We start from the raw sequence: 20,890 nt of genomic DNA on the forward strand, positions 1-20,890 counted from the left end.
CAGGAAAAAATCGAGATGAGCGAATACTCCCTCTTCACCTCCGAGTCCGTGTCTGAAGGGCATCCGGACAAAATCGCCGACCAGATTTCCGATGCAGTGCTGGACGCCATCATTGCTGAAGACAAGTTCGCCCGCGTGGCGTGCGAAACCCTGGTGAAAACCGGCGTTGCAATCATTGCCGGTGAAGTCACCACCTCGGCCTGGGTTGACCTGGAGCAGATCGTTCGTGACGTCATCACCGACATCGGCTACACCAGCTCCGACGTCGGGTTCGACGGTGCGACCTGCGGCGTGATGAACATCATCGGCAAGCAGTCTCCCGACATCAACCAGGGCGTCGACCGTGCCAAGCCTGAAGACCAGGGCGCCGGTGACCAGGGCCTGATGTTCGGCTACGCCAGCAATGAAACCGACGTGCTGATGCCAGCCCCGATCACCTTCTCTCACCAGTTGGTACAGCGCCAGGCCGAAGCCCGTAAATCCGGCCTGCTGCCGTGGTTGCGTCCGGACGCCAAGTCCCAGGTCACCTGCCGTTACGAAAACGGCAAGGTGGTGGGCATCGACGCGGTCGTGCTGTCGACCCAGCACAACCCTGAAGTGTCGTACAAAGACCTGCGCGAAGGCGTGATGGAGCTGATCGTCAAGCACGTGCTGCCTGCCGAACTGCTGCACAAGGACACCCAGTTCCATATCAACCCGACCGGCCAGTTCATCATCGGCGGCCCGGTAGGCGACTGCGGCCTGACCGGTCGCAAGATCATCGTCGACACCTACGGCGGCATGGCTCGCCACGGTGGCGGTGCGTTCTCCGGCAAAGACCCGTCGAAGGTTGACCGCTCGGCCGCCTACGCCGGTCGTTACGTGGCCAAGAACATCGTCGCCGCCGGCCTGGCCGAGCGTTGCGAGATCCAGGTGTCCTACGCCATCGGTGTGGCCCAGCCAACGTCGATCTCGTTGAACACCTTCGGTACCGGCAAGATCAGCGATGAGAAAATCATCAACCTGGTCCGCGAAGTGTTCGACCTGCGTCCCTACGCAATCACCACCATGCTCGACCTGCTGCACCCGATGTACCAGGAAACCGCGGCGTACGGCCACTTCGGTCGCACCCCGGATACCAAGACCGTGGGTGACGATACGTTCACCACCTTCACCTGGGAAAAAACCGATCGCGTCGACGCCCTGCGTTCGGCTGCCGGTCTGTAAGACTTCCCTGGCAGTACAAAAAGCCCCGCCCGGTTCGCCGTGCGGGGCTTTTTATTGTCTTTCGCTCAAGGCCGTGTCGCCGCTTTCGCGAGACCGGCTTGCCGGCGAAAGCGGCCAGCCCAATCATCGCAGAAACACCAGGCAAAACACCCACCCTGCTCGCCAGACAATACTGACTAACCTTCGAGCATCCCCAACGAGCAAGGACGCTCACGATGCCCTCCAACCTGCGTGCATTAGTCGGTTTTGTTCTGAGTTTTCTCTGCCTGTCCACCCAAGCCACTGAATGCCCCGACTGGCCGCCGACTCGCGCCCAGGCCGAAATCAGCGCACTGCAAAAACAAATCGACCTGTGGGACGACAGCTATCATCGCGCAGGACGCTCGTTGGTCGCCGACGAGCTCTATGATCAATCCCGTTTGCGACTGGGCGCATGGCGAGAATGCTTCGCCGCCGCCCCCTCCCCCGAACCGTTGCGCACGGCAGGTGGCCCGGTTGCTCACCCCATCGCCCACACCGGCTTGGGAAAGCTCCATGAAGGTCACGCTGTCGACACTTGGCTGAAAGGTCGAAGCGATGTCTGGATTCAGCCCAAAGTCGACGGTGTGGCGGTGACGCTGATCTACCGTAAAGGCGTGCTGGCTCAGGCGATCAGTCGCGGCGACGGGCTCACCGGCCAGGACTGGACCCTCCCGGCGCGCCAGATTGCCGGCATCCCGCAGCAATTGACACAGCCACTGGACCTGCTGGTGCAAGGCGAACTCTACTGGCGTGTGACCGACCATGTACAAGCCCGGGCCGGCAGCCTCAATGCCCGCGGCACCGTGGCCGGTTTGATGGCCCGCAAGGTACTGAGTGCCGGGCACGCTGCCGGGGTCGGCCTGTTTGTCTGGGATTGGCCCCAAGGGCCGGCTGGTTTGCCCGCGCGCATGGCAGCACTGGATGAATTGGGGTTCTCGAGCACCACGCCCTACACTCAGCCGATCAAGGCATTCGCCGATGCGCAGCGCTGGCGCGATCACTGGTATCGCTCCCCCCTGCCCTTTGCCAGCGATGGCATCGTCCTGCGCCAGGAGCAACGTCCACCCGCCGAACGCTGGCAGGCCAAGGCACCTTATTGGATCGTCGCCTGGAAATACCCTGTTGCCCAGGCACTGGCCGAGGTGCGCAGGGTCGACTTCAAGATCGGCCGGACCGGGCGCATCACGCCGGTGCTGGAACTGACGCCGCTAAGGCTTGATGACCGGCAGGTCAAGCGAGTCAGTGTGAGCTCTCTGCAACGTTGGGAGGCGATGGACATACGGCCGGGGGATCAGGTCGCCATCAGCCTGGCCGGCCTGACCATCCCCAGGCTCGATGGTGTCGTCCTGCGCAGTACCGAACGCATTGAATTGGACGTGCCGCTGGCAGCGGACTTTCATCCGCTCAGTTGTTGGCAGCCGACACCGGGATGCGAAAGTCAATTTCTTGCACGCCTGACCTGGCTTGGTGGTAACCAGGGGCTGGCCTTGCCCCATGTCGGTACTGGCACCTGGGAGAAACTTCTCGAAACAGGCCACCTGAACGGACTGCTGGATTGGTTAACCCTCGATGCCCAAGAGCTTGCTAACATTGACGGCTTCGGCGAGCGCAGCAGTGCGCGCCTGTTGAACAGTTTCAGCATCGCCCGGCAACGCCCGTTCGTCCGCTGGCTCAAAGCCCTGGGCATGCCGCCGACCGGCCAGGCACGCCTCGGCGCTTCATGGCAGGTACTGGCGCAACGCAACACCGAACAATGGCAGGCCGAAACCGGTATCGGTCCGGGACGCGCGGCGCAATTGAGCGCATTTTTTCGCGACCCGCAGGTTCTGGCCTTGAGTGAAACATTACGTGTGGCAGGGATTGACGGTTTCCAGGGCCGTTGATGCCCGCCCACCTGGGAACCCAATGGTGCCGGCGGGCTCAAACGACCCATCGCCACATCGACCCGATTGCCTTCACATGGAGCTTTTATGAAATTTCTTTCACCCCTCGCCCTGTTGACCCTATGCAGTGTGATGGCCGCTCCGCTGATGGCCGCCGAAGAAGCTCCGGGCCTGACCGGATGCGCCGCCAAGAAGCAGGGCATCATCAACCAGATCGAACTGGCCAAGTCCCGCGGCAACGCCGATCAACAGGCTGGCCTGGAAACGGCTCTGAGCGAAATCACCGCCAATTGCACCGATGCCTCCCTGAAGAAAGAGCGGGAGAACAAGGTGCTCGACGCCAAGCACGAAGTGAGCAAGCGTCAGGCCGACCTCGACAAGGCAATGAAGAAGGGTGATGCAGAGAAGATCAACAAGCGCAAAGACAAGCTCGCCGAGTCCCGCAAGGAGTTGCAGGAAGCGCTCGACGAACTGGATAAGTGATCCCCTGTAGGAGCGAGGCTTGCCCGCGAAGAACGATAACGCGGTGTGCCTGACAGACCGGGGCGTTCCGTTCGCGGGCAAGTCGGGTCGCCGCATCGCTCGCTCCTACAGTGGGAAATGATCGAGCAGGTCATGAACACCATCAGATCAATGATCCCGAAATTCTTTATGGCAAGCACTGCAGGCATCTTCGACTTTCTGCACGGCCGGCCCCAGGTTACTGGCCTTGTAGGGCTGAACCTTGCTGGCAACCACCAGGTCACCGGTGGCGGCTTCAAGGCTGCGGGCCAACTCCTGGAAGCGTGCCTGCTGCTGCCAGACATCATCCTTGGCGCTGGTGTGATCTTCTTCGCGCACCTGCGGGAAATGTTTCCACGGCTCTCGGGACAGCGCATCCAGTTTCACGGCACCGTCAGCGAATCGCCCGCCGTCGAATGGAATACGGCCACGCAACATGCCGCCAAGGTCTTCACTGGTCTTGAGCATTTGCTTGAAGATCGCCTTGCGCTGGCCCAGCGGCGAGTTGGGGTCCACACCGCCGCACGCGGACAAGGTCAGGCAGGCCAGCAATACAATGGAAAGTCTTTTAAAAGTCATGGTGGCTTCAGGTCACTGGAAACGGCGGCCAGTATCCTCGCGTCACCCGCAAACACCAATAGCCCTATTATCAATACGGGTTGTATGAGCGCAGGGAGCACTCAGACAACCGGCAAAGGAATTACTCCATGAACAGCCGTAACAAGGCATGGCGTCACCGCCTGGCCTGGACCCTTCCAATGGTAGCCGTGCTTGCGGGCTGCACCGGTGGTGAACCCGACAAACCGAAAACCCACGCCTTGGCAACCTACTCCAGCGCCACTTGGGAAGCACTGCCCGTGGTGTCCGACGCCGATCTGGTGGCCGGCTTCGGTTCGTGGCGCAGCGCATGCACCCGACTCAAGGCCGACCCGGTCTGGGGTTCGACCTGCACCGCTGCCGCCAGCGTGCCACAAACCGCCAGCGAGATTCGCGGGTTCCTCAAGCAGAACCTCGACGTCTATGGCCTGCGCGCCGCCAATGACAACCCTGATGGCTTGATCACCGGCTACTACGAACCGGTCTATCCGGGCAGCCTGACCCAGACCGACGCAGCGAGTATCCCGGTGTACGGCGTACCCGAAGACATGATCATCGTCTCCCTGGACAGCCTCTACCCGGAGCTGAAGGGTAAACGCCTGCGCGGCCGGCTCGAAGGTCGCGTGCTCAAGCCCTACGACGATGCGGCAACGATCGAGACCAAAGGGGTCAAGGCACCGGTGGTTGCCTGGCTGACCGATCCGATGAACCTGCAATTCCTGCAGATCCAGGGTTCGGGACGCATCCAGCTCGACAGTGGCCGGCAGTTGCGCATTGCGTATGCCGACCAGAATGGCCATCCCTATCGGCCTATCGGTCGCTGGCTGGTGGAGCAAGGCGAGCTGAAAAAAGAAGAGGTCACCATGGGCGCCATCAGCGATTGGGCCAAGGCCAACCCGACGCGCATTCCCGAACTGCTCGCCAGTAATCCAAGCTACGTGTTCTTCACCCAAAACCCGGACAGCAATGAAGGACCTCGCGGCTCGCTTAACGTACCGCTGACTGCAGGCTACAGCGCGGCGGTGGATCGCAAGGTGATTCCGCTGGGCAGTCTGTTGTGGTTATCGACCACCAAACCGGACGGTTCGGCACTGGTTCGTCCAGTGGCCGCACAGGACACCGGCGGCGCGATCGCGGGTGAAGTCCGGGCGGATCTGTTCTGGGGCACCGGCGAGGCCGCCGGGCAACTGGCCGGCGACATGAAACAGCAGGGGCAGATCTGGATGTTGTGGCCCAAAGGCGCGGCGTTGCCACAGGTGCCGCAGGTGGCCGATGCGGCAAAAGCCAATCCTTGAGTTCTGCTGCGACTGATAGATAGCTTTCGCCTGCAAGCCGGTCTCGCTCCCACAGTTGATCTTCAGTGAATACAAAGTTTGTATGTGACTTAGATTAAATATGGGAGCGAGACCGGCTTGCAGGCGAAGAGGCCAGCATAATCACCAACGTATTTTCAGGCAGACACCACAAACAACCCGACAATCAACCCCATCCCCACCAACCACACCAACGACCGCAAAATCGCCCAGTCCGCCAGGTAGCAGATCATGTACAGCAGCCGGCTGGTGATGAACAACACCGCCATCACGTCGATCGTCACCAGCTCGGCATTGCCCGCCAGGTGCGCCACGATCACGGCCGCGGCAAACGCCGGGGTCACTTCAAAACCGTTCAGTTGCGCCGCATAGGCACGCCGGCCGAATCCATTCAACGAATCGAGAAAATCCCGGGGATCATGGTTGTCTTTCAACCTGAACCCGCCACTGATCTTGGCCACGTAAGTGCACAGGTATGGCAGCAAAAACGCGATCAAAATGCACCACAGAGCAACCGTCATAAAGCCATCCCTTCTTCAAGTTTCGTGCGTCGATGTTTTCGTCGGCGGTGAGCCCATCAAAACTTCATCACCAACATGCCGATCAACACCAATCCACAGGCTAAGAGCCGTGGCCGACCGAAAGGTTCTTTGAGGTAACGCATGCCGAACAGCACCACCAGAATCACACTGATCTCGCGCAATGCCGCCGCTTCGGCAATCGAGCCCAGTTGCATTGCCCACAGCACCAGAGCGTAGCTGAACAACACGCAGAACCCGACCGCCAACCCCAGTCGCCACTGTTCCCGCCAGAACACCATGAACGCCGGCCGCTTGCGCACCAACGCCAGCAATGGGAATGGCCAGGCGCTGAGTAGAGTTACCCAGACCAGGTAGTCCAGTGGATGGGACCAGCGCCGCAAAGCCTGGCCATCGATGAAGGTGTAGCAGCCGATGCACAGGCCGATCAACGCCACCACCGGCAGCATCGACCACGGCAGCCGTGCGCCGCCACCGCCCTGCCATAGCAGGCAAAGCATCCCGAGCGGGATCAAAAGGATTCCGAAAATCTGCTGATTCGTCAGCACCTCGCCGGCAAATATCAGCGTCAGCGCCAGTACCACCAAGGGCGACAAGCCGCGCATCAACGGATAAACAAGCCCGAGGTCGCCCACCCGATAAGCCTGGATCAACAAGTAGCGGTAGAGCAGTTCAAACGCCGCCGATGCCATGATCCAAGGCCAGAGCTCCAAGGGAGGCCATTGCACGAATGGCAGCATCAGCGCAACGAAGAGCATCGCCACACTGTCCATGCAGGCCACCACCAGCAGGCGTTCGGCACTGAATTTGATCAGGGTATTCCACGCCGCATGCAACAGCGCCGCCACTAACACCAAAGCCGTTGCAAGCACGGCACACTCCTTTTGTTGTCCCCGCCCCCCTGTAGGAGCTGGCTTGCCAGCGAAAAACGTCAAGGCACCGCGTTTTAGCAGAAAACACGCGTCATCGTTGACGACCTTCGCTGGCAAGCCAGCTCCTACAGGGTCCGGCGGAGAATTGATTCGCCATATGTCCGCAGCTGTTTATACTGCAAGCGACCACGCCGCACTCAGTTGCGCACAGACTAATTCCAATAATTCCTGCCACCACCCGTTCTCATCGAGAACGGTCGTCGGCATGCGTATGCCTGAGCTTGACGCTGCAAAAATACCAACCCATCTCCCCTTCAAGGACCCCGGATGCTTGAACTCGTCGCTGCGTTTATCTGCCTCACCTCGCTCCTCACCTACGTGAATTTCCGCTTCATCGGCCTGCCCCCGACCATCGGCGTCATGGTCACTGCGCTGATGTTTTCCCTGTTGCTGCAAGGCCTGAGCTTTATCGGCTATCCGGGCCTGGAAGAACGTGTGCAACAGTTGATCGGCCAGATCGACTTCGGCGATCTGCTGATGAACTGGATGCTGTCGTTCCTGCTGTTCGCCGGCGCCCTGCACGTTAACTTGAATGACCTGCGCAGCTATCGCTGGCCAATCGGCCTGCTGGCGACTTTCGGTGTGTTGATTGCCACCGCCGTGATCGGCAGCCTGGCTTACTACATTTTTGCCCTGTTCGGCTGGCACGTCAGCTTTCTCTATTGCCTGTTGTTCGGAGCGCTGATCTCCCCCACCGACCCGATCGCAGTGCTCGGCGTGCTGCGGACCGCCAATGCGTCCAAGCCGCTGAAAACCACCATCGTCGGCGAGTCGCTGTTCAACGATGGTACGGCAGTGGTGGTGTTCACCGTGCTGTTGGGCATCGCGCAACTGGGCGAAACTCCGACCATCGGCGCCACCGCGATGCTGTTCGCCCACGAGGCGATTGGCGGCGCGCTGTTCGGCGGGCTGATCGGTTATCTGGTGTACCTGATGATCAAGAGCATCGAGCAGCACCAGATCGAGGTCATGCTGACCCTGGCGCTGGTGATCGGTGGTTCGGCCATGGCTTCGGAGCTGCACGTTTCGGCGCCGATCGCGATGGTGGTCGCCGGGCTGATCATCGGCAACCTGGGCCGCAACCTGGCGATGAACGACATGACCCGCAAGTACCTGGACGGTTTCTGGGAGCTGCTCGACGACATGCTCAACGCCCTGTTGTTCGCGCTGATCGGCATGGAGCTGTTGCTGCTGCCGTTCAACTGGCTGCATGTGCTGGCCGCGAGCCTGCTGGCCTTGGCGATTCTGCTGTCGCGCCTGCTGACCGTGGCACCGGCCATCGTCTTGCTGCGACGCTGGCGCACCGTGCCGCGCGGAACGATCCGGATCCTGACCTGGGGTGGTTTGCGTGGTGGTGTTTCGGTGGCGCTGGCGCTGGCCCTGCCGCTGGGTCCTGAGCGCGATTTGCTGCTGAGCATCACCTACATCGTGGTGCTGTCGTCGATCTTGTTGCAGGGCTTGAGCATCGGCAAGCTGGTCAAGCATGTCACCCGTGATGAGCCTGTACCCGTGGCACAGGCCGGGCATCACTGATTACTTCCTGGTCTTCTGCGGGTCAGGCTCCTGGTCTTGATCCGCAGATTCCTTCGGCGGCCCGCTCTCGCTGCGGATCTGCGCGTGGCTGATCAGCGCGAAGATAAAGCTGCCGCCGATGATATTGCCCACCAATGTCGGCCCGGCGAATATCAGCCAGAAATCCTTCCACGGCAACTCGCCGGCAAACACCAGATACGAGACCTCGGCCGAACCGACCACGATGTGGGTGAAGTCGCCCAGCGCCATCAGGTAGGTGATGAGGATGATGATCCACATCTTGGCGCTCTCCATGGACGGAATCATCCAGACCATGGTCGCGATCATCCAGCCTGACACTATGCCCTTGGCGAACATCTGGCTGGCGTCGTTCTCCATGATCTTGCGACCGATATCGAGGAAGGCCAGGTCGGTCTTGCTGTCGAAAATCGGCAGGTGCAGCATCACATACGCCACCAGTATCGTGCCGCACAGGTTGCCCACCAGCACCACCGACCACAGACGCAGCAATCGCCCGAAATTGTTCAATGAGGGTTTGGTCATGACCGGCAGCACAGCCGTCAGGGTGTTCTCGGTGAACAATTGCTGACGAGCGAGAATCACCGCCAGGAATCCCGCGCAGTAACCGAAACTGGCAATCACCTTGAAGCCTTCGCCGTCCGGCAGGCGGGAGTTGAGCAGGCCCATAGCCATCAGTGACAGGCCCATGGTCAGGCCGGCAGCCAGGGCCGACCACCACAAGGCGGCGACACTGCGCTCGAGCTCCAGGTCGCCCTGCGCGCGGATGATTTCGTGCAGCACCGCGGCGCGTGGAGGCTGGCTCTTGTCGACTTCCTTCTTCTCTTGCGCCGAGAGGTTCGGGGTCTTGCCGTCTTTTTGCGTGTCCATAGAGCTCCGGAACCGGTGGCTGGGGATGTAGGTAGGACACGCGGGGGGCGGGGCTGTTCACTGTTCGGATAAACAAACCGGCTGTAGGAGCCGGCTTGCTGGCGAAGGGGGTGACTCGGTTTTTGGGGGGGCTTAGGTTTCTGGGGTTTCTGGGGTTTCTGGGGTTTCTGGGGTTTCTGGGGTTTCTGTAGTGATGCTGATGGCGCCTTCGCTGGCAAGCCAGCTCCTACGGACTCGCATTACTCGTCCTTGTCCTTGTCCATGTCCCTGAACTGGTCTTTAACGTACTTGATCTCGGTCTGGCCGTGGGGCGCGGGCAGGCCGTCTTCGCCCAGGTTGACGAAGACGATCTTGTCCACCGTCAGGATGCTTTTGCGGGTGATCTTGTTGCGCACTTCGCACGTGAGGGTGATCGAGGTGCGACCGAACTCGGTGGCGGTGATGCCCAGCTCGATGATGTCGCCCTGGCGCGAGGCGCTGACGAAGTTGATTTCGGAAATGTACTTGGTGACCACGCGCTGATTGCCCAGCTGGACGATGGCGTAGATCGCCGCTTCTTCGTCGAGCCAGCGCAACAGGCTGCCGCCGAACAGCGTGCCGTTGGGGTTGAGGTCTTCGGGTTTTACCCATTTGCGGGTGTGGAAATTCATATTCACTCCTGACCGTCTTGCCGATTGATGCCAGCCATCATGGCAGAGCCCGGGCCAGAGCTCTATTGAGCATCGCCTATGGCCTCGATTACCGTTCAGACATTGACCAACAGAAAGGCTTTGGAAGATCAGCATAGCCCGCTATAATCGCCCCCGTTTCAAAACGGTAACCTGTACTTGATACCGTTTTCCCGCCACCTGTCCGAGGGGCGCTGCAGCAGGTTCGACCTGTCAGGCTCGGATGGGGCGTTGCCTGGCCACGGCCAGACACTAAACGCACAACGGCGCCCATTCGCATACATTACGAATGGAGGCTCATCATGAGCGCTGTTATCACGCCTGCAGATTTTAACGATTACAAAGTCGCCGACATGTCCCTGGCTGCCTGGGGCCGTCGCGAAACCATCATCGCCGAATCCGAAATGCCAGCCCTGATGGGTCTGCGCCGCAAATACGCCGGTGAGCAGCCGCTCAAAGGCGCGAAGATCCTCGGCTGCATCCACATGACCATTCAGACTGCCGTGCTGATCGAAACCCTGGTTGCCCTGGGTGCCGAAGTACGCTGGTCGTCCTGCAACATTTTCTCGACTCAAGACCAGGCCGCTGCCGCCATCGCCGCTGCCGGTATCCCGGTTTTCGCCTGGAAAGGCGAAACTGAAGAAGAGTACGAGTGGTGCCTGGAGCAAACCATCCTCAAAGATGGCGCGCCTTGGGATGCCAACATGATCCTCGACGACGGCGGCGACCTGACCGAGCTGCTGCACAAGAAATACCCGGCGATCCTGGACCGCGTCCACGGCGTCACCGAAGAAACCACCACCGGCGTTCACCGCCTGCTGGACATGCTGGCCAAGGGCGAGCTGAAAATCCCGGCCATCAACGTCAACGACTCGGTGACCAAGAGCAAGAACGACAACAAGTACGGCTGCCGTCACAGCCTGAACGACGCGATCAAGCGCGGTACCGACCACCTGCTGTCCGGCAAGCAAGCGCTGGTCATCGGTTACGGTGACGTGGGCAAGGGTTCGGCCCAGTCCCTGCGTCAGGAAGGCATGATCGTTAAAGTCTCCGAAGTCGACCCGATCTGCGCCATGCAAGCCTGCATGGACGGCTACGAGCTGGTTTCGCCGTTCATCGACGGTATCAACAACGGTACTGAAGCAAGCATCGACAAAGCGCTGCTGGGCAAGATCGACCTGATCGTGACCACCACCGGTAACGTCAATGTTTGCGACGCAAACATGCTCAAGGCCCTGAAGAAGCGGGCTGTTGTCTGCAACATCGGCCACTTCGACAACGAAATCGACACCGCTTTCATGCGCAAGAACTGGGCATGGGAAGAAGTGAAGCCTCAGGTCCACAAGATCCACCGTACCGGCCCTGGTGCGTTCGACGCCCAGAACGACGACTACCTGATCCTGCTGGCCGAAGGCCGTCTGGTTAACCTGGGTAACGCCACCGGTCACCCAAGCCGCATCATGGACGGTTCGTTCGCCAACCAGGTTCTGGCACAGATCTTCCTGTTCGGCCAGAAGTACGCCAACCTGTCGCCAGCCCAGAAAGCCGAGCGCCTGACCGTTGAAGTACTGCCGAAGAAACTCGACGAAGAAGTGGCCCTGGAAATGGTCCGCGGTTTCGGCGGCGTCGTGACTCAACTGACCAAGACCCAGGCCGACTACATCGGTGTGACCGTCGAAGGCCCGTTCAAGCCGCACGCTTACCGTTACTGATCCGTCGCAGGTTTGCTGGCGATCGCGGTGTGTCCTGCGCACCGCGTCGCCTGCTCTCCTGTAGGAGCGAGCTTGCTCGCGATGGACGTCAACGATAACGCGTGCTGCCTGGATGAACGCGTTGCCCTTACGTTTTTCGCGAGCAAGCTCGCTCCTACAGGGGGCCAGCCTCCGCCCTACGCGTTTCCAAGGATATGACCATGTCCCAAGACCGTCGCTACAGCTTCGAATTCTTCCCGACGAAGACCGATGCTGGGCATGAAAAACTGCTCGCCACTGCTCGTCAGCTGGCCAAGTACAACCCTGATTTCTTCTCCTGCACCTACGGCGCTGGCGGTTCGACCCGTGATCGAACGCTCAACACCGTGTTGCAACTCGAAAGCGAAGTCAAAGTGCCTGCCGCACCGCATCTGTCCTGCGTTGGCGACAGCAAGGACGACCTGCGCGGCCTGCTGAAGCAATACAAGGCCGCCGGTATCACCCGTATCGTTGCCCTGCGCGGTGACCTGCCTTCGGGCATGGGCATGGCCAGCGGTGAAATGCGCCACGCCAATGACCTGGTTGAATTCATTCGTGAAGAGACCGGTGATCATTTCCACATCGAAGTCGCCGCCTATCCGGAAATGCACCCGCAAGCGCGCAACTTCGAGGACGATCTGAACAACTTCGTGCGCAAGGCCAATGCCGGCGCCAACAGTGCGATCACCCAGTACTTCTTCAACGCCGACAGCTACTTTTACTTCGTCGAGCGTGTACGGGCGATGGGCGTGAACATCCCGATCGTGCCGGGGATCATGCCGATCACCAACTACAGCAAACTTGCGCGCTTCTCCGATGCCTGCGGTGCGGAAATCCCGCGCTGGATCCGCAAGCAGCTGGAAGCCTATGGTGACGACACCGCAAGCATTCAGCGTTTCGGCGAGCAGGTCATCACTGAAATGTGTGAACGTTTATTGCAGGGCGGCGCACCGGGGCTGCATTTCTATACCCTTAACCAGGCCGAGGCTAGCCTGGCCGTGTGGAACAACTTGAAGCTACCGCGCTGACAGTGACCACGTCGTACCCAAAGGCCCTCTTCTGAGGGTCTTTTACATTCAACAGCCCATGGAATGTTGTTCCCCATGACTGAGCCGTCACCACCACGCCCGCAGCTTGTTTATCTGGTATTCGGTGCCGAGACTTACCATCAGGAAGCGCTGTTCAGCATCGCCAGCGCCCTGGCCTGGCTGCGTGAAACACCCCACGCGGAACTCGACATCCAGGTATTCAGCGACAATCCTCAGCCCTACGCGCGACTGCCGGTACGCGTGCGCATGCTCGATGTGGCTACCCGCCAACGCTGGAACGCACCCCACGGTTATCATTTTCGAGCCAAGCATGTCGCCTTGCGCAAGGTGCTCGAGGAGTCGCCGGTCGCCTTGCTGATCGACACCGACACCTTCTTTCATCGCTCACCGGTCGAATTGTTCGATCGCGTGCAGCCTGGCACCCTGCTGTGCAACGACTACTACACCCGATACGGCACCAATAAAGAGAATGTGCTCTACAGTGCACTGTCGACCACGCTCAGGGACAGAGGCCTGGCAGACGATCAGATGATGCTGCTCAACTCGGGCGTGATCGGCTTGCATCAGCAGGACGCTCAAGTGCTTGACCACTCCATCGCCCTGATCGACGAATTGTTTCCCATGGCACCCGGGGCTTATACCCTTGAGGAGTTCTGCCTGTCGGTCGCGGCCTATCGCGGGCTTCAAATCAAAAAGTGTCCGGACCTGATCCATCACTACTGGAGCCGCAAGCAACTGTTCAGGGCGAAAGTCAAAGCCTGGGTCGCCAAACACGCCAGGAACCCGACCAGTCAGGCGGCACTGGATGACACTCGCCGAGTGACGATGCATCTGCCGCGACCGCCTCGGAGCCAGCGATTGCTCTACAAGCTCATCACCCTGGCATTGCCCGTACATCTGCGCCAGTTCATCCGCGAAATCCTCTACGGCTGCTATGAGCATCCCAATGAGTTCGATCAGGCTTGCGGACCGGTGTGGTGGGAAAAAGCGTTGCAGAACCAGGAAGAACGCCTTGGCAAGCCGGTCACACAGCACTTGCTCGAACGCTGGTTCGACAGGGAACTGGTACGGCTGATCCTGGGCAGCCGATGCAAAGCCATCCACGATCACTTGCTCAATTCGTCCTGCAAATAGTGGCCTTGCGCACAATTCCCTGACCGTCAGCGTTAAACAGGCATGCCAGCGCTTCTCATTCAGCCTTGAGAGTACTAACCTCAGGTCATGCCCCTTTTCTCCCAGTTGCTGACAGTCATGCTTTTTACTTGCCTGAGCTTTACCGCTCGGGGCGAGAAACTGCGCATTGTCACCGAACCCTGGGCGCCTTACGTGTATGAAGAAAATGGCAAAGCCCTGGGCCTGGACTACGAAACCACGGCCATTGTCTTCAAGCGCCTGGGGATAGAAGTCGACTGGCAATTCCTGCCGTGGAAACGCTGCCTGTCGATGCTCGAACAAGGTCAGGCGGACGGCGCGCTGGATATCTTCCACAGCGATGAACGCGAAGCGACCCTCCTCTACCCCGGCGAACCGCTCTCGGAAGTCGAGTTCGTGATGTTCTATGCCAACGAACGGCCCCACCCGTTTCGGACCCTGGAAGAATTGCGCGGCCTGACCATCGGCACCTCGCCGGGTTATCTGTACAGCAAGGATTTTCGCGAATCGTCGCTATTCACCCGGGAACCGGCACCGAGTCACGAGGCCAACTTCGGCAAACTGGTGCGCGGGCGGATCGATCTGCTGATTACTGACCGCCGGGTCGGCCAGCATTTGCTCGACGAATTGAACATTCGCGACAAGATCACCGAAAACCCGGTGGTCATCAGCCAGCAAAGCCAGTTCCTGGCGGTGCGCCGCAACGCGGGCATGGACCTGCTGATACAGCGCTTCGGCGCCGAGCTCAAGCGCTTCAAGCGCGAGCCCGCCTACGCTGAATTGAGCGCCCGCTATGGTGCCGACCCGGCGAACGGTGCGAAGGCCGCCAAGGCTGCGGCCATGACCCGTAAAACCGTTGAGCAGCAGGAAAGCGGCGCGCAGTGATTGCTCTGTTATACTCCGGCCTTCCCGCCAGGCTCACGCCCGGACGCTCGGACTCGTTCAAGGCATCTCGACCCCGCTACAGCGCAGCTTTCAGCCCGCGCGAGCGCTCCAGATGAGCCTTCGAGGCCCAGCAGGACCGGACGGGATTGCGTCCCCTTAAACGCCATTCGCGCCAGGCAAGACTCCCATTGGGCCAAGCCCTAACTAAAACAGGATTACTCATGTCCTTTGCTTCCCTCGGTCTCTCCGAGGCTTTAGTCCGCGCCATCGAGGCAGCGGGCTATACCGAGCCTACTCCGGTGCAACAGCGGGCCATTCCCGCCGTGTTGCAAGGTCGCGACCTGATGGTCGCGGCACAGACAGGTACGGGTAAAACCGGCGGCTTCGCCCTTCCGATCCTGGAGCGGTTGTTCCCCAATGGTCATCCGGACAAGTCCCAGCGCCACGGCCCGCGTCAACCGCGCGTGCTGGTCCTGACCCCTACTCGCGAACTCGCGGCTCAAGTGCACGAAAGCTTCAAGGTCTATGCCCGCGACCTGAAATTCGTCAGTGCCTGCATCTTTGGCGGCGTTGGCATGAACCCGCAGGTTCAGGCCATGTCCCGCGGTGTCGACGTGCTGGTGGCCTGCCCTGGCCGTCTGCTCGACCTCGCCGGCCAAGGCAGCGTCGACCTGTCCCACGTGGAAATCCTCGTGCTGGACGAAGCCGACCGCATGCTCGACATGGGCTTTGTCCATGACGTGAAGAAGGTCCTGGCCCGTTTGCCGAGCAAACGTCAGAACCTGCTGTTCTCGGCGACCTTCTCCAAAGACATCACCGACCTTGCCGGCAAGCTGCTGCACAATCCGGAACGCATCGAAGTCACGCCGCCGAACACCACGGTCGAGCGTATCGAGCAGCGCGTGTTCCGCCTGCCCGCCAATCACAAGCGTTCACTGCTGGCGCACTTGATCACCGCGGGCGCCTGGGAACAGGTGCTGGTGTTCACTCGCACCAAGCACGGCGCCAACCGTCTGGCCGAATACCTGGACAAACACGGTCTCACCGCCGTCGCCATCCACGGTAACAAGAGCCAGAACGCCCGCACCAAAGCCCTGGCCGACTTCAAGGCTGGCGAAGTTCGCATCCTGGTCGCCACCGACATCGCCGCTCGCGGCCTGGACATCGACCAGTTGCCCCACGTGGTCAACTTCGAACTGCCGAACGTCGACGAAGACTATGTGCACCGTATCGGTCGTACTGGCCGTGCCGGTCGTTCGGGCGAGGCGATCTCGCTGGTCGCCCCGGACGAAGAAAAACTGCTGAAAAGTATCGAGCGCATGACCCGCCAGAAAATCGCCGACGGCGACCTGATGGGCTTCGATTCCAGCGCGGTGGAAGCCGAGAAACCTGAAGTGCGCGAGCGTCCGGATGTGCGTAACCCGCGCAACCCACGTGGCCCGCGCGGCGACGGTCCGAACGGCACTGGCGGTGGCGGCGGCCGTAAAGACAAGGGCAAGGACAAGGGCGGCAAGGAAAAACCTGCTGCCGCTGGCCGTGGCGAGCGCCCGGCCCGTGAACAGAAGCCACGCGAAGGCACTCCGGCTCGCGAGCAACAGCGACCAGCGCCACGCGCTGCTGCTGCAGACCGTGCTCCGGACGAGTTCCTGGACGACGATATCGATAACTTCGGTAACCGTGTCGACTACGTGCCTCAAGCCAAACCGGCTCAAGGTCGCGGCCGTCGTCCGGGTGCTCCGGCACCAGGCGCGGCAGCTGGTGCAGGTGCTCCGCGCACTGGTGGCGGCGGCAAGCCTCAGGGTCGTCAAAGCGGCCCACGCAGCAGCGATGGCGCCACCACCGGCACGCCGCCGGCGAAGCGCAGCGGCCCACGCAACGGTGCTCCACGTGACGGCCAGGCCCGTCGCGAAGAGTCCCGCAACCGCCGCCCGGCCCGTAGCGACGACCAGCCGCGTTCGGAACCGGCCGTGCAAAACCCCCGCGGCCCGGCACCGAAGATCATTCACAAGGAGTCGAAAACCGATCGTTTCCCGACGCCTGAACAACTTGATCAACTGCCAGGCCGTCCGCGCGGTGAAAAACCAGCGTTGCTGACGCGTAATCGCTGATTTAGCGCTGCAATAAAAAACGCCCCGGATCGCGAGATTCGGGGCGTTTTTGTGTCAGGCGCGAATGTTATTTCGCTTTCACACCTTCAAACGAAACGTACAGCTCGACCGCATCGGACGCTGGGCCCAGGTCTTTCTGCTTGCCGAAGTCCGAACGCTTGATGCTGGTGGTGCCTTCGAAGCCGGCACGGTAGCCGCCCCATGGATCCTTGCCTTCGCCCAGGAAAGTGGCCTTGACCACGACTGGCTTGGTCACGCCAAGGATGGTCAGGTCGCCGGTTACGTCGGCAGTGTCTTTGCCAGCGGCGTTTTTGCCGGTGGATTTGACGCTGGTGGAGACGAACTTGGCTTTAGACCCGTTCAGGAAGTCTTTGCTGGCGATGTGCTTGTCGCGCTCGGCATGGTTGGTGAACACGCTGGCGGTATTCACGTTGAACTCGATCTTGCTGTCTTCCGGCTTGGCTGCGTCGAAGCTGAACTTGCCGTCGATATCCTTGAAGGTACCGGTGATGTAGCTGTAGCCCAGGTGGCTGATCTTGAAGTCGACGAAGGCGTGCTGGCCTTCCTTGTCGACAACATAGTCAGCAGCCATAACGTTTGCGGACAGCAGAGCAGAACCGATTGCCAGAGCGGCGAGCGTCTTTTTCAACATGCTTTCTATTCCTTTGGAGTCAAGGTTGAACTTCAAGCTTTGCGGCCCAGCATTCGCGCCAGGGTCGCATCACGATCGATAAAGTGGTGCTTCAATGCTGCCAACGCATGGAGGCCGGAAAAAATTACCAGCACCCACGCCAGATAGAAATGAATCACACCGGCGGTGTCTGCCTGGTCCGGTAGCCCGGACACCAGCGCAGGAACTTCAAACAAACCAAACACCGGAATCCCGACACCGTCTGCGGTGGAAATCAGGTAACCGGCAATCATCACAGTAAACAGACTGAGGTAGAGGAACCCATGGCCGAAGCTGGCGCCAATGCGCGTCATGCGGCTGTAGCTTTGCAATACCGGCGGCGGTGGGCTGATAAAGCGCCACAGCACCCGAAGCAGCATCACGGCCAACAGCACCAGGCCAATGCTCTTGTGCAGGTCCGGCGCATCTTTGCGCCAGGTGTCATAGTAGTCGAGACCGACCATCCACAAGCCCATCGCAAACAGACCGAAGACGGCCAGCGCCACTGCCCAGTGCATGAAGATGCTGATCCAACCGTAGCGCGAAGACGAATTACGTAGCTGCATTGCCCAAATCCTGTGAGAACTGCGATCAAGACTATCGAGTTATCTATCGATTTAAAGCGGAAAATTTCGCTTTGAAATATCGAGAAATACGATGAAGAGTATGAAACAGGTGAATTAAGGAGGGATTAAAGGCGAATTTGTGGCCGGATGTTAGCGCTAGTCGAGGAAAAACCTGGTGTTCGGAAAGCCCCTTCGCCGGCTTGCCGACGAAAGTGATAGTCGGGCAAAAAAAGCGCGGCCGATGACTCGCACCTTTGTTCACTCCAAAGCCTTACTGCGCCATGGCCTCAGCGGCTAATTATGGAAGACTGAAGGGGGCTGCAAGCAATCATGGTGGTACGGATCTATCTGGCATTTGTGGGCTAGTTCAGTGCCATGATTTGTTGTCATTGGACGACCATCTACACAGCCAGATACGGCTATCAATATTATTATTGCCGCCAGTGCTTTCATAATGCTCTCCAGTGTTTTGAAGAACATAGAATTTAAGGTCAGGCGCTATCTATCATTTCGATCTGATTCCTATGTGGGAAGCATCCGATATATCGCTGAGGCATGTAGGACCTGGATCGTGGATTGTGCGACTCCTGGGCGCCGCGCAGGCAAAGCCGGACGTTACATGCTTGATAAATGAGCAAAAAAAAGCGCGGCCCTAGAGCCGCGCTTTTTTACGCCTGAACGTTACTGAGCCTTGGTCTCAGTGGTCGCCGCCGGTTTGGCCGCTGGCTTCTTCGCCAATTCAGCCTTTTTCGTCGGTGCCTTGGCCGGGGCTTTTTTCGCCTCGGTTTTGGCTGCCGGTTTCTTCACCGGCGCCTTGGCCGGCGCTTTTTTAGCCGGTTCGGCCTTCACCGGTGCCGCTGGTTTTGGTGCTTCAACCGCAGCAGGCGCAGGGGTCGGTGCTGGCGTTGGAGCCGGGGCCGGAGCAACCGGAGCTACTGGCTCTGGCGCCTTGACCGGTGCTGGCTTGTCATCCGAACCACCAAACAGGTTACTGAAAAAGTTGCCTTTCTTCGCCGCCACTGCACCAGCCGCCACAGCAGTCGCTGCCGGAACAACCTTCGCCGGCTCGAAGGATTTGCCCGCCGCCAGGTCTTCAACCTGGCTGGCCGCACGCTGACCCGTGCGCAAGGCACCTTCCAGGGTGCCCGGGTACAAGGTGTCCGTGTGTTCACCAGCGAAAGCTACACGCTGAATTGGACGCTCCCACAGGCGCCAGTACTTGCTGATCTGCCCCGGACCGAAAGCCAGGTAAGCGCCGCCCATTGACGGGTCGGTGCTGTAGCGGCGGATTTCATAACCGGTGAACGAACCGCGCGCCTGTGGGTAAAAAGCATGCAGGCGGATCAATACCTGATCGGCCATCTGCTTGTCGCCGAAGGCCTGCATGACGCGAGCGTTGTCGCCGGACAGGTTGATCACCACGTTGGCGCCACCCTTCAGCGCCGGCTCGACCCACAACATGCCCAGACCGGTGTTGCTATAGATTTCGCCGGACATGCGCGCCTTGCTTTCCCACACCGGCGTCTTGAACTTGAGCAGGATCTGGTCGCGCCAGCCGTAGTTGGTGCCTTTGATCGCGGCCAGGTGCTGGGCATCCAGCGCCGGGGTCATCTGGATCTTGTTCAGTGCGCGCAACGGCACGGCCACGACGACGTAGTCGGCTTGATAACCGACGCTGCCGACTTTGACGGTCACGCCGTCCTTGTCCTGGATAATGGCCGAGACCGGGGCGCTGGTCTTGATGGTTTTCAGTTGTTTGACAAAGGCCTGGGCCAATACCGGGCTGCCGCCGAGCAGGCGCGAGGCGCGCAGGTCACGGTCGGAGACGCCACGGTACACTCGGCTCTGCTGGGCGAAGTACAGCAGCGACAGGCGTGAAGGTTCGTCATAGCGGGTGCGGATCTGTTGGTTCACCAGCTGACGGGCGGTCGCTGGCAACGTCAGTCGGTCGAGCCAGTTGGAGACGTTGATCTGATCCAGGGCATGCAGTGTGCTGTTTGCCGCCGGATTCAGCGGATCTTCGATCGAACGCGCCAGATCGTCCAGGGTCTTCTCGTAGCGTTTGAGCGCTTCGGCGGTGGTCGGGTCCTTGGTGGCCAGATCGGCCGCGGTGTAATACACACCGTCGATCAGGTAACCCGGCGTGCGCACGAACTCAGGGGCCGGCGTGGTGCCCAGCTTGAAGGTCGAGACGTATTTGTTCAGTACCGGCTGAGTCTTGTCGTTGCCGATCCACTCGCTGGTGGCCATGCCGGAGCGGCCGCCCAGGCTCGGCTTGGCTTCCAGCAACGTGACCTGCCAGCCTTTGTTCTGCAGCTCATACGCGGCCGTGAGGCCCGACAGGCCGCCGCCGATCACGATCGCCGTTTTATCCTTGGCCAGCGCGGACACGCTGAACAGCCCCAACATCACCAGCGCACAGGCGCGCAGCCAACCAGCAGACATTCAGAGAACTCCGGAAATATATGAGGAAATAGCGGTTTTACGAGTCAGGCGACCCAAAGAACCGCGAAGAATACGTCAGCCATCAAAACGCCGCCACTGACGTCTACCGTCCTATACAAAGTAGCTCAAACCACACAATGGGTTGTCCCCGTGACGCGCATTGCATAGGCTTGCCCGATTGTTTGCCCGCGCCTGTCGCGAGCC

Annotated in this window: 18 protein-coding genes and 1 riboswitch; of the genes, 10 read left to right on the top strand and 8 right to left on the bottom strand. The window is 60.1% G+C overall.

Going from position 1 to position 20,890, the window contains the following annotated elements:
• The first annotated feature begins 15 nt into the window (after positions 1–15).
• The 3 genes from metK (at position 16) to F8N96_RS15420 (ending at position 3,593) form a co-directional block, all read left to right on the top strand.
• A complete protein-coding gene (gene metK, locus F8N96_RS15410) occupies positions 16–1,206 on the top strand; it encodes a methionine adenosyltransferase (RefSeq protein ID WP_064680209.1) in 1,191 nt (396 codons plus the stop codon).
• Positions 1,207–1,421: 215 nt separating this feature from the next.
• Positions 1,422–3,110: an NAD-dependent DNA ligase LigB gene (gene ligB, locus F8N96_RS15415; RefSeq protein WP_150798521.1), complete on the top strand. Its 1,689-nt coding sequence runs from the start codon at positions 1,422–1,424 to the stop codon at positions 3,108–3,110.
• A gap of 87 nt (positions 3,111–3,197) precedes the next feature.
• The gene (locus tag F8N96_RS15420; RefSeq protein WP_150798522.1) at positions 3,198–3,593 is read left to right on the top strand and encodes a DUF1090 domain-containing protein; all 396 of its coding nucleotides are present in this window, start codon (positions 3,198–3,200) and stop codon (positions 3,591–3,593) included.
• A 147-nt stretch (positions 3,594–3,740) separates the two neighbouring features.
• Here F8N96_RS15420 and F8N96_RS15425 read toward each other — a convergent pair whose 3' ends face one another.
• On the bottom strand, positions 3,741–4,190 hold the full coding sequence (locus F8N96_RS15425; RefSeq protein ID WP_150798523.1) for a c-type cytochrome: 450 nt from the start codon (positions 4,188–4,190) through the stop codon (positions 3,741–3,743).
• A gap of 128 nt (positions 4,191–4,318) precedes the next feature.
• On the opposite strand from F8N96_RS15425, the gene F8N96_RS15430 reads away from it, so the two are divergent.
• Complete coding sequence (locus tag F8N96_RS15430) at positions 4,319–5,503, top strand: murein transglycosylase A (RefSeq protein WP_150798524.1); 1,185 nt, start codon at positions 4,319–4,321, stop codon at positions 5,501–5,503.
• A gap of 155 nt (positions 5,504–5,658) precedes the next feature.
• Here F8N96_RS15430 and F8N96_RS15435 read toward each other — a convergent pair whose 3' ends face one another.
• Together F8N96_RS15435 and F8N96_RS15440 are read right to left on the bottom strand one after the other, a co-directional pair.
• Complete coding sequence (locus F8N96_RS15435; protein WP_150798525.1) at positions 5,659–6,042, bottom strand: MAPEG family protein; 384 nt, start codon at positions 6,040–6,042, stop codon at positions 5,659–5,661.
• Positions 6,043–6,098: 56 nt separating this feature from the next.
• Positions 6,099–6,932 carry an EamA family transporter gene (locus F8N96_RS15440; RefSeq protein ID WP_150798526.1) on the bottom strand — a complete coding sequence of 278 codons (834 nt, stop codon included), beginning with the start codon at positions 6,930–6,932 and terminating at the stop codon, positions 6,099–6,101.
• Positions 6,933–7,259: 327 nt separating this feature from the next.
• On the opposite strand from F8N96_RS15440, the gene F8N96_RS15445 reads away from it, so the two are divergent.
• Positions 7,260–8,525 carry a cation:proton antiporter gene (locus F8N96_RS15445; protein WP_150798527.1) on the top strand — a complete coding sequence of 422 codons (1,266 nt, stop codon included), beginning with the start codon at positions 7,260–7,262 and terminating at the stop codon, positions 8,523–8,525.
• On the opposite strand, the gene F8N96_RS15450 is transcribed toward F8N96_RS15445, so the two are convergent.
• Positions 8,526–9,413: a formate/nitrite transporter family protein gene (locus tag F8N96_RS15450; protein ID WP_150798528.1), complete on the bottom strand. Its 888-nt coding sequence runs from the start codon at positions 9,411–9,413 to the stop codon at positions 8,526–8,528.
• Positions 9,414–9,652: 239 nt separating this feature from the next.
• The gene (locus F8N96_RS15455) at positions 9,653–10,063 is read right to left on the bottom strand and encodes an acyl-CoA thioesterase (RefSeq protein ID WP_150798529.1); all 411 of its coding nucleotides are present in this window, start codon (positions 10,061–10,063) and stop codon (positions 9,653–9,655) included.
• Positions 10,064–10,261: 198 nt separating this feature from the next.
• Positions 10,262–10,360: riboswitch (S-adenosyl-L-homocysteine riboswitch) on the top strand.
• Between the two features lie 23 nt (positions 10,361–10,383).
• Here F8N96_RS15455 and ahcY point away from each other — a divergent pair.
• The 5 genes from ahcY to F8N96_RS15480 all read left to right on the top strand — a co-directional run bounded on the left by ahcY (position 10,384) and on the right by F8N96_RS15480 (position 17,005).
• Positions 10,384–11,793 (top strand): adenosylhomocysteinase, encoded by a 1,410-nt coding sequence (gene ahcY, locus F8N96_RS15460; protein WP_150798530.1) that lies wholly within the window; start codon positions 10,384–10,386, stop codon positions 11,791–11,793.
• Between the two features lie 200 nt (positions 11,794–11,993).
• Entirely contained in the window at positions 11,994–12,839 is an 846-nt protein-coding gene (metF, locus tag F8N96_RS15465) for a methylenetetrahydrofolate reductase [NAD(P)H] (RefSeq protein ID WP_150798531.1), read from the top strand.
• A gap of 75 nt (positions 12,840–12,914) precedes the next feature.
• Entirely contained in the window at positions 12,915–13,994 is a 1,080-nt protein-coding gene (locus F8N96_RS15470) for a hypothetical protein (protein WP_150798532.1), read from the top strand.
• An 87-nt stretch (positions 13,995–14,081) separates the two neighbouring features.
• Complete coding sequence (locus F8N96_RS15475; RefSeq protein WP_150798533.1) at positions 14,082–14,897, top strand: substrate-binding periplasmic protein; 816 nt, start codon at positions 14,082–14,084, stop codon at positions 14,895–14,897.
• Positions 14,898–15,118: 221 nt separating this feature from the next.
• A complete protein-coding gene (locus F8N96_RS15480) occupies positions 15,119–17,005 on the top strand; it encodes a DEAD/DEAH box helicase (protein ID WP_150798534.1) in 1,887 nt (628 codons plus the stop codon).
• 67 nt (positions 17,006–17,072) lie between these two features.
• Here F8N96_RS15480 and F8N96_RS15485 read toward each other — a convergent pair whose 3' ends face one another.
• From F8N96_RS15485 to F8N96_RS15495, 3 genes are all read right to left on the bottom strand, one after another.
• Entirely contained in the window at positions 17,073–17,657 is a 585-nt protein-coding gene (locus F8N96_RS15485; RefSeq protein ID WP_150767538.1) for a YceI family protein, read from the bottom strand.
• A gap of 32 nt (positions 17,658–17,689) precedes the next feature.
• Positions 17,690–18,241 carry a cytochrome b gene (locus F8N96_RS15490; RefSeq protein WP_150798535.1) on the bottom strand — a complete coding sequence of 184 codons (552 nt, stop codon included), beginning with the start codon at positions 18,239–18,241 and terminating at the stop codon, positions 17,690–17,692.
• 681 nt (positions 18,242–18,922) lie between these two features.
• Positions 18,923–20,686: a flavin monoamine oxidase family protein gene (locus tag F8N96_RS15495; RefSeq protein WP_150798536.1), complete on the bottom strand. Its 1,764-nt coding sequence runs from the start codon at positions 20,684–20,686 to the stop codon at positions 18,923–18,925.
• Positions 20,687–20,890 lie beyond the last annotated feature (204 nt).

Source organism: Pseudomonas fluorescens (genome assembly GCF_902497855.1).
Taxonomy (GTDB): domain Bacteria; phylum Pseudomonadota; class Gammaproteobacteria; order Pseudomonadales; family Pseudomonadaceae; genus Aquipseudomonas; species Aquipseudomonas fluorescens_BI.

What these genes read in the sequence shown, in the direction of transcription:
- F8N96_RS15435 (WP_150798525.1), bottom strand. Translation starts at nt 6,042, where the DNA reads ATGACGGTTGCTCTGTGGTGCATTTTGATCGCGTTTTTGCTGCCATAC.
- F8N96_RS15425 (WP_150798523.1), bottom strand. Translation starts at nt 4,190, where the DNA reads ATGACTTTTAAAAGACTTTCCATTGTATTGCTGGCCTGCCTGACCTTG.
- F8N96_RS15480 (WP_150798534.1), top strand. Translation starts at nt 15,119, where the DNA reads ATGTCCTTTGCTTCCCTCGGTCTCTCCGAGGCTTTAGTCCGCGCCATC.
- F8N96_RS15455 (WP_150798529.1), bottom strand. Translation starts at nt 10,063, where the DNA reads ATGAATTTCCACACCCGCAAATGGGTAAAACCCGAAGACCTCAACCCC.
- metK (WP_064680209.1), top strand. Translation starts at nt 16, where the DNA reads ATGAGCGAATACTCCCTCTTCACCTCCGAGTCCGTGTCTGAAGGGCAT.
- F8N96_RS15490 (WP_150798535.1), bottom strand. Translation starts at nt 18,241, where the DNA reads ATGCAGCTACGTAATTCGTCTTCGCGCTACGGTTGGATCAGCATCTTC.
- ligB (WP_150798521.1), top strand. Translation starts at nt 1,422, where the DNA reads ATGCCCTCCAACCTGCGTGCATTAGTCGGTTTTGTTCTGAGTTTTCTC.
- ahcY (WP_150798530.1), top strand. Translation starts at nt 10,384, where the DNA reads ATGAGCGCTGTTATCACGCCTGCAGATTTTAACGATTACAAAGTCGCC.
- F8N96_RS15430 (WP_150798524.1), top strand. Translation starts at nt 4,319, where the DNA reads ATGAACAGCCGTAACAAGGCATGGCGTCACCGCCTGGCCTGGACCCTT.
- F8N96_RS15450 (WP_150798528.1), bottom strand. Translation starts at nt 9,413, where the DNA reads ATGGACACGCAAAAAGACGGCAAGACCCCGAACCTCTCGGCGCAAGAG.
- F8N96_RS15485 (WP_150767538.1), bottom strand. Translation starts at nt 17,657, where the DNA reads ATGTTGAAAAAGACGCTCGCCGCTCTGGCAATCGGTTCTGCTCTGCTG.
- F8N96_RS15470 (WP_150798532.1), top strand. Translation starts at nt 12,915, where the DNA reads ATGACTGAGCCGTCACCACCACGCCCGCAGCTTGTTTATCTGGTATTC.
- F8N96_RS15475 (WP_150798533.1), top strand. Translation starts at nt 14,082, where the DNA reads ATGCCCCTTTTCTCCCAGTTGCTGACAGTCATGCTTTTTACTTGCCTG.
- metF (WP_150798531.1), top strand. Translation starts at nt 11,994, where the DNA reads ATGTCCCAAGACCGTCGCTACAGCTTCGAATTCTTCCCGACGAAGACC.
- F8N96_RS15445 (WP_150798527.1), top strand. Translation starts at nt 7,260, where the DNA reads ATGCTTGAACTCGTCGCTGCGTTTATCTGCCTCACCTCGCTCCTCACC.
- F8N96_RS15420 (WP_150798522.1), top strand. Translation starts at nt 3,198, where the DNA reads ATGAAATTTCTTTCACCCCTCGCCCTGTTGACCCTATGCAGTGTGATG.
- F8N96_RS15495 (WP_150798536.1), bottom strand. Translation starts at nt 20,686, where the DNA reads ATGTCTGCTGGTTGGCTGCGCGCCTGTGCGCTGGTGATGTTGGGGCTG.